The organism is Pantoea sp. 18069 (genome assembly GCF_902706035.1).
In the GTDB taxonomy this organism is placed as follows: domain Bacteria; phylum Pseudomonadota; class Gammaproteobacteria; order Burkholderiales; family Burkholderiaceae_C; genus Comamonas.
In genome coordinates this window covers 123,739-140,577 of the sequence record NZ_CACSJA010000002.1, presented here as the reverse complement: position 1 = coordinate 140,577, position 16,839 = coordinate 123,739, and the positions used below count along the sequence as shown (strand labels likewise).

At 65.9% G+C, this 16,839-nt stretch carries 14 protein-coding genes; 8 read left to right on the top strand and 6 right to left on the bottom strand.

Annotated features, from left to right (window positions below; translation table 11 throughout):
- Positions 1-5 precede the first annotated feature (5 nt).
- The 4 genes from GVL12_RS02750 to GVL12_RS02735 all read left to right on the top strand — a co-directional run bounded on the left by GVL12_RS02750 (position 6) and on the right by GVL12_RS02735 (position 6,910).
- Positions 6-758 (top strand): PilX N-terminal domain-containing pilus assembly protein, encoded by a 753-nt coding sequence (locus tag GVL12_RS02750; protein WP_159911119.1) that lies wholly within the window; start codon positions 6-8, stop codon positions 756-758.
- A 65-nt stretch (positions 759-823) separates the two neighbouring features.
- Positions 824-4,348, top strand: coding sequence for a pilus assembly protein (locus GVL12_RS02745; protein ID WP_159911118.1), 3,525 nt, complete (start codon positions 824-826; stop codon positions 4,346-4,348).
- The gene (locus tag GVL12_RS02740; RefSeq protein WP_306770570.1) at positions 4,345-4,812 is read left to right on the top strand and encodes a type IV pilin protein; all 468 of its coding nucleotides are present in this window, start codon (positions 4,345-4,347) and stop codon (positions 4,810-4,812) included. Before GVL12_RS02745 ends, GVL12_RS02740 begins: the two co-directional genes overlap by 4 nt.
- Before the next feature lie 40 nt (positions 4,813-4,852).
- Entirely contained in the window at positions 4,853-6,910 is a 2,058-nt protein-coding gene (locus GVL12_RS02735) for a BCCT family transporter (RefSeq protein WP_159911116.1), read from the top strand.
- 19 nt (positions 6,911-6,929) lie between these two features.
- Here GVL12_RS02735 and GVL12_RS02730 read toward each other — a convergent pair whose 3' ends face one another.
- From GVL12_RS02730 to GVL12_RS02720, 3 genes are read right to left on the bottom strand one after another with little or no spacing between them, the layout of a single operon-like run.
- Positions 6,930-7,601: a DUF799 domain-containing protein gene (locus GVL12_RS02730; protein WP_159911115.1), complete on the bottom strand. Its 672-nt coding sequence runs from the start codon at positions 7,599-7,601 to the stop codon at positions 6,930-6,932.
- Between the two features lies 1 nt (position 7,602).
- Entirely contained in the window at positions 7,603-7,968 is a 366-nt protein-coding gene (locus GVL12_RS02725; protein WP_159911114.1) for a DUF4810 domain-containing protein, read from the bottom strand.
- Between the two features lie 11 nt (positions 7,969-7,979).
- Positions 7,980-8,669: a CsgG/HfaB family protein gene (locus tag GVL12_RS02720; protein ID WP_159911113.1), complete on the bottom strand. Its 690-nt coding sequence runs from the start codon at positions 8,667-8,669 to the stop codon at positions 7,980-7,982.
- 231 nt (positions 8,670-8,900) lie between these two features.
- Here GVL12_RS02720 and GVL12_RS02715 point away from each other — a divergent pair, with 231 nt between their 5' ends.
- Complete coding sequence (locus tag GVL12_RS02715) at positions 8,901-10,037, top strand: aminotransferase class V-fold PLP-dependent enzyme (protein ID WP_159911112.1); 1,137 nt, start codon at positions 8,901-8,903, stop codon at positions 10,035-10,037.
- Between the two features lie 18 nt (positions 10,038-10,055).
- Here the strand turns inward: GVL12_RS02715 and GVL12_RS02710 are convergent, their stop codons facing one another.
- Complete coding sequence (locus GVL12_RS02710) at positions 10,056-10,715, bottom strand: TetR/AcrR family transcriptional regulator (protein WP_159911111.1); 660 nt, start codon at positions 10,713-10,715, stop codon at positions 10,056-10,058.
- 175 nt (positions 10,716-10,890) lie between these two features.
- Between GVL12_RS02710 and GVL12_RS02705 the strand changes: the two genes are divergently transcribed.
- The 3 genes from GVL12_RS02705 to GVL12_RS02695 are packed head-to-tail and all read left to right on the top strand — an operon-like array spanning position 10,891 to position 14,419.
- Positions 10,891-12,396, top strand: coding sequence for an AMP-binding protein (locus GVL12_RS02705; protein WP_159911110.1), 1,506 nt, complete (start codon positions 10,891-10,893; stop codon positions 12,394-12,396).
- A gap of 34 nt (positions 12,397-12,430) precedes the next feature.
- On the top strand, positions 12,431-13,402 hold the full coding sequence (locus tag GVL12_RS02700) for a nitronate monooxygenase family protein (protein WP_159911109.1): 972 nt from the start codon (positions 12,431-12,433) through the stop codon (positions 13,400-13,402).
- Between the two features lie 45 nt (positions 13,403-13,447).
- Positions 13,448-14,419 carry a tripartite tricarboxylate transporter substrate binding protein gene (locus GVL12_RS02695; protein WP_159911108.1) on the top strand — a complete coding sequence of 324 codons (972 nt, stop codon included), beginning with the start codon at positions 13,448-13,450 and terminating at the stop codon, positions 14,417-14,419.
- An 11-nt stretch (positions 14,420-14,430) separates the two neighbouring features.
- On the opposite strand, the gene GVL12_RS02690 is transcribed toward GVL12_RS02695, so the two are convergent.
- Positions 14,431-15,711, bottom strand: coding sequence for an MFS transporter (locus tag GVL12_RS02690; RefSeq protein WP_159911107.1), 1,281 nt, complete (start codon positions 15,709-15,711; stop codon positions 14,431-14,433).
- Between the two features lies 1 nt (position 15,712).
- Positions 15,713-16,798, bottom strand: a complete 1,086-nt coding sequence (locus GVL12_RS02685) for a siderophore-interacting protein (protein ID WP_159911106.1) — start codon at positions 16,796-16,798, stop codon at positions 15,713-15,715.
- Positions 16,799-16,839: the final 41 nt, after the last annotated feature.

The window sequence follows — 16,839 nt, the reverse complement described above, 5'->3', positions numbered from 1 at the left end:
ACGCCATGCTCCGCCCGTTCTCGTCTTACCCCTCCTTGCGCCGCGCCCGCCGCTCCCAGCGCGGCGTGGCACTGTACGTGGTGATCGTCTTCGTCATGCTGTCGATGCTGCTGGCCTCATGGGCAGCACGCGGCAGCCTGTTCAACGAGATCGTGGTGGGCAACGACGCCGACTATCGCCGCGCTTTCGAGGCCGCGCAGGCGATGGTGCAGGATGCGGAATTCGACATCCGCGGCGTCAGGCCCAGCGGCGAAGCCTGCCTGCCCATCCAGACGAGCGGCAACGTCTGCCGCGTGACCACCGCGGTGTATTTCGATATCGAAACCAAGGACCTCGAAAGCGTTCTTGCCGTCGTCAGGGCCAACGGCCAGACGACCGGTTGCTACATGGGAATCTGCGAGAAGCGCACCGGGGTGCAGGATTTCTGGAACAGCAAGCCCTTGATTGATGCGATGACGGCCGAGAACGTCGGTGCGCGCTACGGCCAGTTCACGGGCGCCGATACGGCCGCGACGGCCAACCCGCTGCTGGCCACCGGGGCGGCGGGCCGCGGCGCCTGGTACTGGGTGGAAATGCTGCCCTATATCGACCCCAATGTGTCGCTGCTGTCGAGCATGCCCCCGGACTCCAACGTCGAGCGGTTTGCACCGTCGCGCAAGAAGTTGCTGGTCTACCGCATCACGGCACTCGCGCGCGGCAACAAGCCGAGCACCGAAGTCGTGTTGCAGTCGGTGCTGTCCATACAGGCCGTCGATTAGCGACGGCCTCCTTCATTTTTCCTCTATCTGTCAGCAGCCGCGCCCTGCGCACTGGAAGTCTGATCATGCGCGCTCCTTCCCATCTGCCCCGAATTACCCTTGCCCTTCTGATTGCCGCCATGGGCGCTCCGGCGTCGCTGTGGGCAGGCCAGATGAATCTGGCGCAGTATCCGGCCGGAACCGCCTACAAGGCGCCGATTCCGAATGTGATTCTCTCCGTGGATACTTCGGGCAGCATGGCCTATTGCGATGTCAATGGGGCGCAAAACACCAGCAGCTCGACCTGCAACAAGACCAACGCAGATATTCGGCGCATTACCTTTGTGAAGCAGGGGCTGGAATCCACGCTGCTCAATACCACCAAGTACGACGAACAGTTTCGTCTGTCCTGGCAGTCATTTGCGTGTGACAGCATTCCATCCAGTAACGGGAATTGCGGCGGCAAGAATGCCATGGCCAAGTTCTCAGGAACGCACAAGGCCAGTTTCAAGGACTGGGTTTCCAAACTGACCGCGACTGGCGCCACGCCATCCCATACGCTGGTCTATAACGCCGGTGAATACCTCAAGACCACGGGCAAGGACAGCCCGTGGAATGCCACACCAGGCACGGCAGATAGCAGTCCACTTGCCTGTCGACGTTCATACCATATCTTTCTGACGGACGGAGGCTGGAACTTTAAATATTCTGATATCAGTGGTGCATTCAAGGATGCGATGAAGCTGCCCAGCGCCAGTTCCACCATTCCGGTGCAGAACATCGACAGCAGGGCGACCACTTTTCCGGATGGCAAGAGCTATTCGGATTCCAGCGCGCAGACCCAAATCTATCGCGACAAACATGCCAATCAAACCCGCACCACGGGATCAGGAAACAGCACCGTTAATTACGCCTATCCCACCCTCGCCGAACTGGCGTTCGATTACTGGTCCACGGATTTGCAGCCTGGAATCAATAACGAATTGAAATCCAAGGTTCGCAAGACCGGGCAGGAAACGTTTACCTCCGAGGCGAAGTCGGTCACATTCGAAGAATACTGGAACCCGAGAAACGATCCCGCCAACTGGCAGCATCTGGTGCAATACACCATTGGCTATGGCACTTCCGCGGGCACACTCAAGAAGAATACGACGACTTCGCCTCAATTCACCGGCGGCGTGTTCGGCATGTATGACTCCGGCTTCGCTTCACTCGCGGCGGGTGCGACCACTTGGGACAATGTGATCTCAACCACCTCGGACAGCAGCTATGACGCTTATCGCCCCCAGGAAATGTGGCATATGGCCATCAATAGCCGCGGCAAGTTCTACCCGGTCACGGGCGGCGATCTGTCGGCGGTGTTTGCCGATATCTTCGATGACATCATTGTCGACACCACGGCGCCCGTGAGCGGTGCGACCTCGGTGTCGCGCTCGGTGAGCCGGGTCGGCACCTATTCGTACCAGACCAATTACATCGCCGCCGACGATGCGAATTCGCTGGACAACCGCTGGTATGGATATGTCACGTCCAACGCCATCTCGACAAGCGGAGTGTCCACGCCCAATACGGACTGGGGCGTGGTCGACGGCCGCAGCACCAGCACCGCGGACAAGCTCGATGTCCGTACCGACATCCCGCAGCGCCTGGTCGTTTCCTACGATATCCAGAAGACCGGCAACAAGGCGATTTCCTTCAAGTGGGCCAACCTGAGCACGCCGGCCGCGACGGCGGACACCACGGCGGCGTCGGCGAGAATGTGGCTGCAAAAGGGAACCCTGGGCAGCGCGGCCTCCATCGCCGGCGACGGCCGGGGCGAAGACCGGCTCAATTTCATCCGCGGAGACCGCACCAAGGAGCAGCGCAACGGCGGCACCGGCGCGACCTTTCGCAACCGCAAGAGCCGCCAGGGCGATATTGTCAATTCGGCGATCTGGTATGCGGGCGCGCCGAGCAATGGCCATGCGGCAAGCAGCTACCAGGCGTTTGCGGGCAATTACCGCACGCGGCTTCCCATGCTCTATGTCGGCGGCAACGACGGCATGCTGCATGGCTTCTCGGCAGAGGACGGCAGCGAGAAAATCGCCTACGTTCCGCATGGCGTGCTGCAGAACCTCGCCAAGCTGACGGACCGCGTCGACCCGGTGTATACCCACCAGTACTATGTCGACGGCTCGCCATTCACCGGCGATGTGGATATCGGAACGTCGACGCCCCAGTGGCGCACCTATCTTGCGGGAACGCTGGGCGCGGGCGGGCGCGGCTATTTCGTGCTTGACGTGACCCAGCCCGGGCCGGCCAGGAATACCTCGGCGGTCAGCAACGCCTTCACCGAAGTGAACGCACCCAATCTGGTCGTGCTCGACAAGACCGCGGCCGCGGTGAATGATGCCGTGCCGCCGGCCAGGCCCGCCGACCCGAATGCCGACCCGGATATCGGCCATATCCTGGGCACGCCCGTGGTGTCGGAAAGCAACCAGCAACGCGCCTTGCAGATCACGCGCACCAACGACAATCGCTGGGCCTTGATTCTGGGCAATGGCTACAACAGCCTCAATGAACGGCCGGTGCTGCTGATCCAGTACCTGGACGGCATCAAGGAACTCAAGACCATTCCCGCAGTCGCAACCACTTCGGCCGAGGCCGTGGGCAATGGCTTGTCGACGCCGCAGTTTCTCGATGTCAACAGCGACGGCGCGCCCGACTTCGTGTACGCGGGCGATCTGCGCGGCAATCTCTGGAAGTTCGATATTTCGAGTGCCAATGCGACGAATTGGGGTGTGGCCTTCAGTGGCAATCCGCTGTTCACCGCCAACTATTCGGCCGCTGCGGGCAACTCCAGCCGCCAGCCGATCACGGTGCCGCCGGTGCTGCGCCCGAACCGTACCGTGGGTGGCCTGATGGTCGCGTTCGGCACGGGGCAAAGCCTGACCGAGGAAGACCGCTCCGAAAGATCCGTGCAGTCGGTTTATTCGATTCTCGACAACACCCGCTACGCAATCGTCGCGACGGGCGCGGACAAGGGCAAGGTAAGGATAGACGCCACCAATCCCGTGCCCAGCGCCGTCGGCGGGCGTTCGGCACTGGTTTCCCTGGGCGTGGACACGGCAAGCCAGACCGCAGGCACGGACATCAGCGCCAGCCGCACGTTCTGGAAGCTCGACAGCTCGGAAGTGACCTATGAATGTGCCGCGGGCGCCGCGAACTGCACGGTCAGGAAGGGCTGGTACATGGACCTGCCGGTCTCGGGCGAGCGTGTGACCACCAACCTGGACTTCTACGACGGCAGCAACCTGCTCGAAATCATCAGCGAAGTGCCGGCTTCGGGCAGTGCGACCGCAGCAGGCGAGGAAATCTGCGCACCCACGCCACAGGCCGCGCAGCCTTTTCGCACGCTGATCCACATTGCCTCGGGCAAGGCACCTTCGGTGCCGGTGATGTACCTGGGCACGGGCTACGGCACGCACTATGCGCGCATGACGGCCTCGAGCAAGGAGCTTCGCGTCTCCACCAAGACCGAGCAGATTCGCATGGGCAATGACGGCAGGACCGACAAGCTCGCGCGTCTGCCGGAAGTGCTGATCCGCCCCAACTGGCGACAACTCAAATGAGGGCGAGCCCCGCGATGCAACATGTCTTACGCCAGCCTTCCAGGCGCCGCCAGCCGGGCTTCACGCTGATCGAAATGATGATCGTCGTCGCCTTGATCGGCATTCTCGCGGCAGTGGCCTACCCCAGCTATACCGAGTATGTGCGGCGCGGCCACCGGGCCGAGGCCCGGGCGGGCCTGCTGCAGGCCGCACAATGGATGGAGCGGGCATCAACCGCAACGGGTGCCTATCCGAGCATTGCGGCGTTCAGCGCCACGGCATTGTCCACCGTGCCTTCGGGCACGTATACCATTGCGATCGATGCAGGCCGCACGGATTCCACTTACTCCTTGACGGCGACCGCGCAGAATGCGCAGAGTGGCGACCGGTGCGGTGCGTTTACGCTCGGGCATGACGGGCTGCGCGGAGCGAAAGGCAAGAAGGCCAATGAATCGGGATATGAGGGCAGCTGCTGGACCCAATGAGGGTGATTGACCCAGGCCCTGGCCATTTCAGGAAGTATGTATGGATGAACCTGCAAGCCAGGATGCGGAGGTTTCCCCTCGGCTGACTTTTTCGGCCCCGGTGGTCGTGCCCGCGCTGCTCGTGCTCGGCGCGCTGCTGCTGTTGTGCGGCGTGTTTCCGCAGCATGCGGACCGGATCTTTTCCAGTGCGCAAGCCTGGGTGATCAGCCACTTCGACTGGTTCTACACCATGGTCGTCACGCTGTTCCCGGTGTTTCTGGTGATGCTGGCGTTCAGCCGCTACGGCGATATCCGGCTCGGGCCCGACGACGCCAAGCCCGAGTTCAATTTCGTCTCGTGGAGCGCGATGCTGTTTGCCGCGGGCATGGGCATAGGGCTGATGTACTTCGGCGTGGGCGAGCCGCTGCAGCACTACCTGAGCCCGCCCACCGAGGTCGCGGGCACGCCCGCTGCCGCGCGCGAGGCGCTGACCTCGACGTTCTTTCACTGGGGCATTCACGCCTGGTCGATCTACGGCGTGATGGGCCTGGTGCTTGCCTATTTCGGCTTTCGCTACAACCTGCCGCTGACCATGCGCTCGGGCCTGTATCCGCTGCTGCAGCAGCGCATCAACGGGCCCATCGGCCATGGCGTCGATACGTTTGCGCTCGTGGGCACGATCGCCGGGCTGGCCACGACGCTGGGCTACGGCGCCTTGCAGCTGTCCGCGGGCCTGCATATCGTGACCGGCTGGGACACCAGCACCGCCGCATTCCGCGTGGGCCTGATCGTGCTGGTCGTGGGCATGGCCGGGCTGTCGGCCGCGTCGGGCCTGGACAAGGGCGTGCGCCGGCTCTCGGAAATCAACCTCATCCTGACGTTCATCCTGCTGGGCTTCGTGCTGATCTTCGGGCCCACGGTCTACCTGTTCCAGGCGTTCAGCGAAAACATCGGCAACTATCTGTCCAACCTGGTGAGCATGTCGCTGCGCACCTTTGCCTATGAGCCCGCGCAGGACCCGGCCTGGTTTGGCAGCTGGACGATTCTCTACTGGGCCTGGTGGATCTCCTGGTCGCCTTTCGTGGGCATGTTCATCGCGCGCATCTCGCGCGGGCGCACGGTGCGCGAGTTCATCGTCGGCGTGCTGCTGATTCCTACGGCCTTCAACCTGCTGTGGATGACGGCCTTCGGCAACGGCGCGATCTGGATCGACACCCATGTGGCCCAGGGCGCGCTCGCGCAGACCGCGGGCAATGTCGATGCGCTGCTGTTTCGCTTCTTCGAGTACCTGCCGCTGGCCAAGACCGTGTCCTGGCTGGCGATCGTGCTGATCGCGCTGTTCTTCGTGACTTCGGCGGACTCGGGCGCCTATGTGGTCGATGCGATCGCGTCGCGCGGCCATCCGCGCTCGCCGGTCTGGCAGCGATTGTTCTGGGCGGCCGTGCTGGGCGTGACGGCGATTGCGCTGCTGCTCGCCGGGGGCCTGAAGGCGCTGCAGGCCCTGACCCTGATCGCCGCCTTGCCCGTGGCCGCGATCATGGCGGTGCTGTGCGTGGGCCTGTGGCGCGGCATGAAGGCCGACCTGCGCAATGCCACGCAGGACTGGGCGCCCGCGACCAGTTTCTGGAACGGCCAGCACTGGCGCAAGCGCCTGGAGCTGATCGTGCGCCAGCCCAGCGCCGTCGATGTGCAGAGCTTCCTGCGCAAGACCGTGCTGCCGGCGATGCGCGAAGTGGCGACGGAAATGGAGCGCCAGGGCGTGCACGCCGTGGTGCATGACGACAGCGAGAACACGCAGGGCGGCGATGCCGGATCGGTGCGCCTGGTCATTCCCATCGCCGAGTTGCGCGATTTTGTCTATGGCGTGCGACCGGTCAAGCGCAAGCTGCCCGGCTTCATCCTGACCGAGGTCACCGACGAAGAAGCCAATGTACGCCGCCATGTGGTCGAGCCCATGACCTTCTTTGCCGATGGCCGTGAAGGCTACGACGTCCAGTACCTGCGCCACGAGGAACTGATTGCCGACATCCTGCGCAACTACGAGCGCTACCTGTCGTTGAGCGCCGACCGGCGCAACCTGCTGCTCAACCGGGCGCCAGGGCATACAGGCTCGGCCTGAAGGGGCGGCGCCCCGCGGTTCAGTTCTTGCCGTACAGCGGCGAGCGCGGCCCGTACAGCAGGCCGTGCGAGCCACCAGCGGAAAGCAGCCGGTGCGTGGCGAGGCCCGCGATGTCGTGCGATGCGTCGGTGACCGTGCTCAGGATCTGACTGACCAGGGCGGTGATCAGCATGCCGGCCAGACCGCTGCCGCCGCTGCTGTTGTTTTCCTTGCTGGAGGCGGACGCCTGGCCGGACCACAGCACGGAGCCGGCGCGCAGGTCGACCAATTGCGCCTGGGCACTGACCACGGTCGCACTGTCGATCACCTGGTAGGTGGTGCCGTAGCGGGTGATCTTGATGTAGAGCGCCGCGTCCGCGCCAAAGATTTCCCTGAGCCTGGATGCAGGGAGGTCGTGGACATCGTCGGCGACGTCCATGCCGTTCTGGCGAAAGGTTTCAGCCACCAGCGTCACGGGCATGACGTAGTAGCCGGCTTCGGCCAATGGATAGGTTGCATGGGACAGAACACTTGCCGTGGCCTGCACTTCAGGGGCCTCGTTGACAGGAGGAAGCACCAGGATGGACGCCGGACTTGCCGCGCGAAATGCGCTGTAGTCCCCGGCTTGCGGCGCCGCGCAGCCCGTCAGCCAGGCGCACACAAGCAGCCCTGCGCACCACTGCAATGCCTTTGGAATCGAAGGTGTAGGCATGTCAGTTCCTGTTTTTCTTCATGTTGTCGATGAGGTAGTCGATGAACTGCGCCGACTCCGGAAACGACGCTTTTTCCTGCTGCCAGGCATGGAGCGCATCGTCGGTACGGCCGATGTTCAGGTACAGCAGTCCCAGATGGGCGAGGTAGCCGGGAGGCAGCGCGGCGTTCGTGGCCGCGGTCTGCGCAATGCCTTTTTCGAACCGCTGGATTTGTTCCTCATGGGACGCGTCGTCACTCTTGAGGTAGCTGTACACCTGGGCTGGATAGTCATTCCAGCGGTACAGCGACTGCGGCGCAGCGCAGCCCAGCAGCAGTCCCGCCAGGCTTGTCGCCGCGGCCCGCAGGAGCAGGGTGTGCGGTTTCATGGACAGGCCTTTCAACGGGGGGCCGAGGACAGCGCGGGCAGCAATCCCGCATCGACCACTTCGCCGAGGCGGTCGACGGCTTCGCGAATCGCCAGGTCGAGCACCTTGCCATTGAGGGTGGCGTCGTAGCCGGCGCTGCCGCCAAAGCCGATGATTTCGCGGTTGGAGAGCTGGTATTCGCCGGATCCTCGAACCGAGCGCACGACTTCCGACGTATGGATGTCGACAATGTTCAACGTGATCTGGGCATAGGCGATCTGGGTCTTGCCGCGTCCCAGTACGCCAAACAGCTGCCTGTCGCCGACTTCCTTGCGACCAAACTCGGAGACATCGCCCGTCACCACATAATCGGCGCCCTTGAGCTGCTGCGCGGCGCCTTTGATATGGGCCTCGAATTGCGTTTCCTCCATGTTGTCGCGGTCGAGCACATGAAAGCGCTGGGTCTGCTGGAGATGGCTGATGAGGATGGTCTTGGCCTGGCTGCCCAGCCGATCGACGCCGGCGGAAAAGGCGCCGCGCAGGTAGCTTGAACGGTTGTCGAACTTGCCTATGGCAATCGGGCGGCGAGGCCCCTGGTAGGAGCGGGTGGCGGCCTTGGTCTGTGAGACCGCCAGGGCCTGGGAAGTTTCAGTCGCGCAGCCCGTCAGAGCCAGCGGGGCGGAGAGTGCGGCGAATGCGGCGAGCAGGAAAAGAGGGCGCATGGAAAAGGCATTTTGGTTGAAAAATCTATCTTATTTTTATAATTGATAGTTTTCAACTATTTAAATTCAAAGAGCGTGAAGGCCTACACATACGGTGGTGCGCAATGGACACACCGGGCTGGCGTCATCGCCTGCGACGCCGCCGCCAGGAAGCCGTTCGCAATGGGGCGAACGCCGCGGCGCCCCGCCGGCTCCGCTATGCTTGGCGGTCTTTGCGTTCCTGCCCTCGTGATGCACTACCTCAACCACGCCGCCTGCGGCCCGCTGGCCGACGCCGCACTCCACGCCATGCACCGCTACGCGCAGTGCGAACAGCAGCTCGGCGGCTATGGCGCCGCGCGGGCCGCGCAGGCCGAACTCGCCCAGGTCTACGCAGGCATCGCCGCGGCCATCAATGCGTCACCGCAGGACATCGCGCTGACCCAGGGCAACAGCGACGGCTGGAGCCGCGTGGTCGGCGCGATGGATTGGCGCGGCGGCGGGCGCATTCTCGCGCCGCGCAGCGAATGGGGTGGCAACCTGGGCATGCTGATGGAGTTGTCCGCGCGCTACGGCGTGCAGGTCGAGCAAATTCCCAGCGATGCCCAGGGCGCGGTCGACCTGGACGCGCTCGAAGCGCTGCTGCGCACCCCGGCAAGCCTGGTGGTGCTGACCTGGATGCCGGCGAACGGCCCGCTGGTCCAGCCCGCGCAAGCCGTGGGCAGCCTCTGTGCGCGATTCGGCGTGCCCTTGCTGATCGACGCGGCCCAGGTGGTCGGCCAGTGGCCCGTGGACGTGCGCAGCCTGCAATGCGCGGCGTTGACGGCGCCGGGGCGCAAGTGGCTGCGTGGCCCGCGGGGAACGGGATTTGCCTATGTGCACCCGGATTTCCTGCCGCGTCTGCGCCCGCTGGGCGCCGACCACTTCGCGCGCCCATGGCTGGGCGCCGATACCTGGGCGTACCGCGACGATGCGCACCGGCTCGAACAATCAGAAGCTTCGGTGGCCCTGAGGCTGGGCCTGGGCGCTGCGGTCGCTGCCTGGGCCGCTGTGGACATGGCGCATGTTCAAACGCAAATCCAGCAGCGTGCCGACTGGCTGCGCGAGCGGCTCGATACCCTGCCAGGCGTTCAAACGCTGCGCGCGGGCGCCCATGGTTGCTCGGGCATCGTGACCTTCGCGTGCGCAGGCCATGGCGCAGCGGCCCTGCACCAGGCGCTGCAGCAGCGCGGCGTCGAAGCCGCGATCAGTCCCGCGGCGTTCACGCCCTGGGACATGCAGGCGCGCGGGCGCGATGCGCTGCTGCGGCTTTCGCCGGGCTACGACACGCCCTGGGAAAGCCTGCATTGCGCCTGCGATGCGCTCGAGGAGTTTGTGCGGGCGCGGTGATGGCGTGGCGGCCTGGTCTCAGGGAATCCGCAGGCCTGCAATCGCCGCCAGGCAGAACTGCGTCATGCTGTCGATCTGGTGGTCCAGGGTGCGCGAGCGGCTGGCCTTCACCGGCGCGGGGCGGCGGTGCACGCGCAGGATGGCCAGACCGTGTATCGATGACCAGAGCATCTGCAGCGCGTCCGCATGCGGCATCGCGCATTGCGCGGGCGGCGGCAGCAGGGGCTGGGCGATTTCGCAGAACAGCAGGTACGAGGCCCGGCCCTGCTCGACCAGTTCAGGGTACTGGAGCCGTTTGCTCAGGCCCGCGCCCAGCATCAATTCGAACAGGGATCCATTGGACTGGGCGAATTCCACGTAGCCGCGCACCAGCGCATGCATGCGGCCCTGCAGGTCATCGGCGGGCAGCTTGGCAAGGTAGCTGCGGCGCAGCGCGATCAGCTCCCTGAAGCCTTGCGCCGCCATGGCCGCGAGCAGGCCGTCCTTGTCGCCGAAATGGTGCGATGGCGCGCCCACCGAGACGCCCGCGGACTTGGCGATCTGCCGCAGGCTCAGCTGGTCGAGGTTGACCTCGCGCAGCAGCACCACGCCCCACTGCACCAGGGACTCGCGCAGATTGCCATGGTGCCATTGCCCCTGGGGCTTGACGGCGGGTGTGCTGGATTTATCAAGCTTCATTCCATCCTCTTCACACTCTCGTGTCAGCCGAGTCTAGTCATGTCGGAGACACCGGCCGCCCTGTTCGCAGAAAAACCAAGGGAAGTCCCTAGCATCCGGACCCTGGGCGCAGCGGATTCTATCGGTTAAATTGAACACTGTTTAGTTTGCGTGGCGTGGCAAATTCGGAGAAAAAATGGTCCCTTCCCTGGTCTTTGGAAATCAGCACTGGAGCAAGGCGGCGCTCGCGCTGCTGGCCGAGCGCGTGTCGCGCAGCCTGCATGCGCTGGGCGTGAAGGAGGGCGCCACCGTGGCGGTGATGCTCAGGAACAGCCCCAGCTATGTGGCCACCGTCATTGCCTGCAAGCGTGCGGGCGTCTACCTGGTGTCGCTCAACTGGCACTTCAAGGCGGGCGAGGTGCAGTTCCTGCTCGAGGACAGCGGCGCGCAGGCGCTGGTGGTGCACGAAGACCTGGTCGATGCGATACGCACCGGCGTGCCTGACAGCGTGGCGCTGCTGGTGGCGCCGCTGCATGAGGATGCCGACAACGTGGCCAGCCAGGCCTGGCCGGCGCCGGGCCAGCAAGGCGAGATGCTGGCCGAGAGCCGGCGCTTTCCGTTCAACGCCGTGGTCTACACCTCGGGCACGACGGGCAAGCCCAAGGGCGTGCGGCGCCTGTCGGTCGCGCCCGAAGTGCGTGCCCGGGTCGACGCCGAAGCGGGCCAGGTCGCGCAGGCGGTCTACGGCACGACGCCCGAATCGGTGGCGCTGCTGAGCGCGCCGATGTACCACAGCGCGACCATGTCGTTTGTGTCGCATGCCTGCGCGATGGGCGCGACGCTGGTGCTCGAGCCCGGCTTCAAGCCCGAGCGCACGCTGGAGCTGATCGCCGGGCACCGGGTCACGCATGCCTATCTCGTGCCCACCATGTACCAGCGGTTGCTGGCGCTGCCCGACGAAGTGCGCGCGGCCTACGATCTGTCTTCGCTGCAGCAGGTGTCTTCCACGGGCTCGCCCTGCGCGCGGGAGCTCAAGCTGCGCATGATCGACTGGTTCGGCCCGACCATCACCGAGGCCTATGGCTCCAGCGAAGCCGGCTACACCACGTTCATTACCGCCAAGGAGTGGCTGGCCAAGCCCGGCTCCGCGGGCAGGGCGCTGGGCAGCGCGCAGCTGTCCATCGTCGGCGACGAGGGCCAGGAGCTGCCGCGCGGCGAGATCGGCCTGATCTACGTGCGCCAGCCCGCGATGCCCGACTTCACCTATATCGGCCGCGAGGGCGACCGCCAGAACATCAGCCGCGACGGGCTGGTCACGCTGGGCGACATGGGTTTCATCGATGACGACGGCTACCTGTTCATCTGCGACCGCAAATCGGACATGGTGATCTCGGGCGGCGTGAACATCTACCCGGCCGAAGTCGAGGCCTGCATCCTGAGCATGGCCGAAGTCAGTGACGTCGCGGTGTTCGGCATTCCCGACGCCGAGTTCGGCGAAGCCATGGCCGCTGCCGTGCAGCTCAAGCCCGGCAGCGAGCTTGCGCCGGCGACGATACAGCAGCGCCTGCGCGAAAAAATTGCCAACTACAAGGTCCCGCAGACCATCACCTTCCACGACAGCCTGCCGCGCGAAGACACCGGCAAGATCTTCAAGCGCCTGCTGCGCGAACCCTACTGGGCCGGCGTGGACCGCCGCATCTGAACCCAGCACCCCCAGGACATCACCAGGACCCTCCATGGCATTGCCTTCCACGCTCAAAGACAAGCTGCGCCTTCCCCTGATTGCCGCGCCGCTGTTCATCATCTCCACGCCCGAACTGGTCATTGCACAGTGCAAGGCCGGCATCGTGGGCTCGTTTCCCGCGCTCAATGCCCGGCCCGCGGACCAGCTCGAAGTCTGGCTCGAACGCATCACGTCGGAACTCGCCGAATACGACCGCCAGCACCCCGACCAGCCTTCGGCGCCGTTTGCCGTCAACCAGATCGTGCACAAGAGCAATGACAGGCTGGACCATGACATGGAGGTCTGCGCGCGCTTCAAGGTGCCCATCGTCATTTCGTCGCTGGGCGCGCGCAAGGAAATCAATGACGCCGTGCACGCCTGGGGCGGCATCGTGCTGCATGACGTGATCGACAACCGGTTCGCGAAGAAGGCGATTGAAAAAGGCGCCGACGGCCTGATTGCCGTCGCCGCCGGCGCGGGCGGCCACGCGGGCGCGCAGTCGCCGTTCGCGCTGCTGCAGGAAATCCGCCAGTGGTTCGATGGCCCGCTGGCGCTGTCGGGCGCCATCTCCAGCGGCCGGGCGATTCTCACGGCCCAGGTCATGGGCGCAGACCTGGCTTATATGGGCTCGGCCTTCATCGCCACGCAGGAAGCCAACGCGGCCTCCGGCCACAAGCAGATGATCGTCGACAGCGCGGCCAACGACGTGGTCTACACCAACCTGATCACCGGCGTGCACGGCAACTACCTCAAGCCCTCGATGGCGCGCGCAGGCCTGGACCCCGACAACCTGCCCGCCGGCGATGCAAGCCAGATGAACTGGGCCGCGGGCAAGCCCAAGGCCTGGAAAGACATCTGGGGCTGCGGCCATGGCATTGGCGTGCTCGACGCCATCCAGCCCGCGGGCGATTTCATCGAGGGGTTGGCACAGCAGTACCGCGAGGCCTGCCTGTCCACCCAGCAACTCATTGCCGCGCGCGCCTGAGGCGCCTGAGCTCGGCACCTACCTATTACAAACAGGAGATAAAACATGAATTCCAAACGCAAGGTTCTGAAGATGGCGATGGTCGCCGGTATGGTGGCCGTGTCCGGCCTGTCCCTGGCCCAGTCGGGCAAGTCGGCACGCATGGTGCTGCCGCTCGCGCCTGGCGGCGGCTCCGACACCATAGGCCGCGCCGTGGCCAATGAAATGAGCAAGGCGCTGAACATCACCATCGTTGCCGAGAACAAGCCCGGTGCGTCGGGCACGCTGGCGCTGGGCGACGTCATTCGCGCGCCGGCCAGCAGCCCGACGTTCGGCCTGGTGCTGGGCTCGACGCTGGCCGTGGTGCCGCACCTGATGAAAGTACCCTACGACAGCGTCAACGGCATCAAGCCGGTGGTGCAACTGGGCGTCACGCCTTTCGTGCTGCTGGTCAACAGGAACCATCCGGCCAAGACGCTGGCCGAGTTCGTCGCACTCTCCAAGCGCACCCCGCAAAGCTTTGGCTCGTACGGCGCGGGCACGTCCAGCCATGTCACGGGTGAAGCCTTCAACAACACCGCCGGTCTCAAGCAGGTGCATGTGCCCTACAAGGGCACGGCACCCGCGATCAACGACCTGCTGGGCAGCCAGGTGGATTCGGTGGTCGCCGACTTCGGCGTGGCCGGCCAGCACCTGGGCAAGGACGGCAAGCTGCGCGCGCTGGCCGTGACCGGACCGAACCGCTCCGAAGGCTTCCCCGATGTGCCTACGTTCGGCGAGCAGGGCTTTCCGGCAATGAACGAGCTCGTGGGCTGGATCGCCTTCGTCACGTCGGTCAATACGCCCGACGACCAGGTCGCGACCTGGGCCAAGGCCGCATCGGATGCGTTGCGCGCGCCCGAAGTGCGCCAGCGCCTGATCACGCTGGGCTATGTGCCCGCCGGCACCCACGGCAAGGAGTTCGACAAGATCGTTGCCGACGAGCCCGTGCGCTGGGGTTCGATGATCAAGGCGTTCAAGATCACGCTGGAGAACTGAGCGCTGCGCCCTCAGCGCTGCCAGCCGGTCGCGCGCAGCGCGCGGTTGCGCGCGCCTACGAGCAGCGAGGCCAGGGCGCACAGCGCGCCGCCGCCGACCAGCGCCAGGCCGGCCGAAGCGCGCTGCGCCGCCCCGCCCAGCGCCAGGCCGCCCAGCGCGGGCGCGAGGTGCATTTCAAGCAGCCACAGCGCCGAGATCCGGCCGCGCAAGGCATCGGGCGTGTGCCGCTGCAGCAGCGCGCCGCGCACGATGTCGGCGACGGTGTCGAAGGCGCCGGCAAGCACCAGCAGCGCGAGCGCCAGCCAGGGCTGCGACGCCAGTCCCACGCACAGCAGGGCCAGGCCCCAGCCCACTGCCGCCGCGATCAGCAGCAGGCCCGGTCTATCGAGGCGGCGCGTCCAGCCCGAACCCGCCGCGGCCAGGAAGGCGCCGGCCGCGGGTGCCGCATGCAGCATGCCGACCAGTTGGGCATCGCCCGCGAACGCCTGGACGCCGAGCTGGGGCAGCAGCACCCAGGGCGTGGCGCACAGCGCCATCAACACGTCAAGCACCAGCAGGCCGCCGACCACGGGGTTGCCGCGCGCAAAGCGCGCGCTTTCGCGCCAGGCCTGCCAGGGGCCGACGCGCGCCGTCGCCGCTGCCGCCTGCGGGGGCGGCAATGCGGGCAGGCGCAGCAGCAGCAGCGGGGTCAGCACCGCGCCGGCCAGTGCCAGCGCATAACAGGCGCTGCTGCCGCCGTGCGCGATCAGCAGCCCGGCGAGCAGCGGCCCCGTGAGACGGCCGAGCTGTTCCGCCAGCGCGCCGAGTGCGCCGGCCGCGGGCAACTGGTGCCCCGGCACAAGCGTGGGCAGCGTGGCCATGAGCGCCGGCGCGCTGATGCCCCCGGCCAGGCCGCTGAGCACCGTGGCCGCGTAGATCCAGCCGAGCTGCGGCGTGGGCTGCAGGCTGTTGAGCAGCAGCACGAGCACGACCAGCACATAGGCCGCGCGCCCGGCGACCATCACCGTGCGGCGATTCGCGCGGTCCGCGATCACCCCGCCCCACAGCAGGCCCGCGACCGTTCCCAGCGCCAGGCCCAGGCCCACGCCCGCGACCTTGAAGGACGACTGGGTCAGGCTCCAGACCTGCCAGGCCACGGCGACGCCGAGCACGCCATAGACCAGCACCGATACCAGCCGGGCCGTGTACAGCAGGCGAAAGCCTGGCGACTGCAGCGGCGACAGGTCGAGCGCGTGTCGCGCGAACCAGGCGCGCCAGCCGGCGCGCGCGCCGGCGTCAGAAGGCTTGCGCACGTCAGGCCTTTTTCAACTCGTGTTCGGCCATGCCGTGGCGCCAGTAGGAGACGATCAGCTGCTCGTGCTTTTCCAGCCCGCGGGTCTCGCGCGCCCACTGGCGGATCGCCTGCGCGGCCTCGAACTCCGCGCCGGCCCAGACAAAGCGCGTGCCCCTGGCTTGCGGCCATGGCACGCCGCGCAGCGCATCGAGCAGAAGGCCCGTGGTGCCCGCAGCGGCCTGGCCGCGGTACAGCCAGTGCCATTGCAGGCCTTGGGGCGCGCGCACCGGCTGCTCGTCCTGCGGGCCCTGGATTTCCGCGAACACATGGCCCTGGGTGTGCGGGGGCAGCGACGCGGCGATGCGCAGCATCGCGGGCAGCGCGGTGTCGTCGCCCGCGAGCAGCATCCAGTCGGCCGGCGCGGCCGTGCGCCCGCCCGGGCCGCTCATGCCGATCTGCTGCCCCACGCTGGCCTGCGCGGCCCAGGCCGAGCCCGGGCCGGCGTCGGGGTGCAGCACGAAGTCCACGTCCAGCCAGCCCGCGGCGCCGTCGATCGCGCGCATGGTGTAGGTGCGCACATCAAGGCGCTTGTCGCCTTGCGGGAAGCGCGGCATGCCGCTGGGCGACAGCGTGGGCCATTCGGGCGCGGTGACGCCGGGCTGCGGGAAGATCAGCTTGCAGTGGATGTTCTCGTCCTGGGCATAGCGCGCGAGGTCGTCGCAGCCCAGGCGCACGCGCTGCATATGCGGGGTCAGCGCTTGCACCGACAGCACGCGCAGCAGGCGGAACGCGGGCGGGCGCTGGAGCGCGCCGCCATCGCCGTCCCAGATCAGCGCCGTCTCGTCGCTGCCGGTGGCGTCGAGGATCAGGTGGGCAAGCATCAGCTTGATGTCCTGCAGCGCTTCGATGCCGGACGCGCTGGCCGAAGCGTGGATGGATCCCTCCTGGGCCCAGAGGCTGGCAAGGCCCTGGTCATTGACCATGGTCCAGCGCGCGCCTTCGCGCTGCGGCGCGAGATCGTGTTCGCGCATATGTTCGACGATGGTCTGGACCATGGCCTGCGCCTGGTCGGTGCGCACGCAAGTGCGGGCCTGTAGCAATGTCATCCTGATTTCCTGTTAAGAGCGGCTAACACAACCCTTGATAC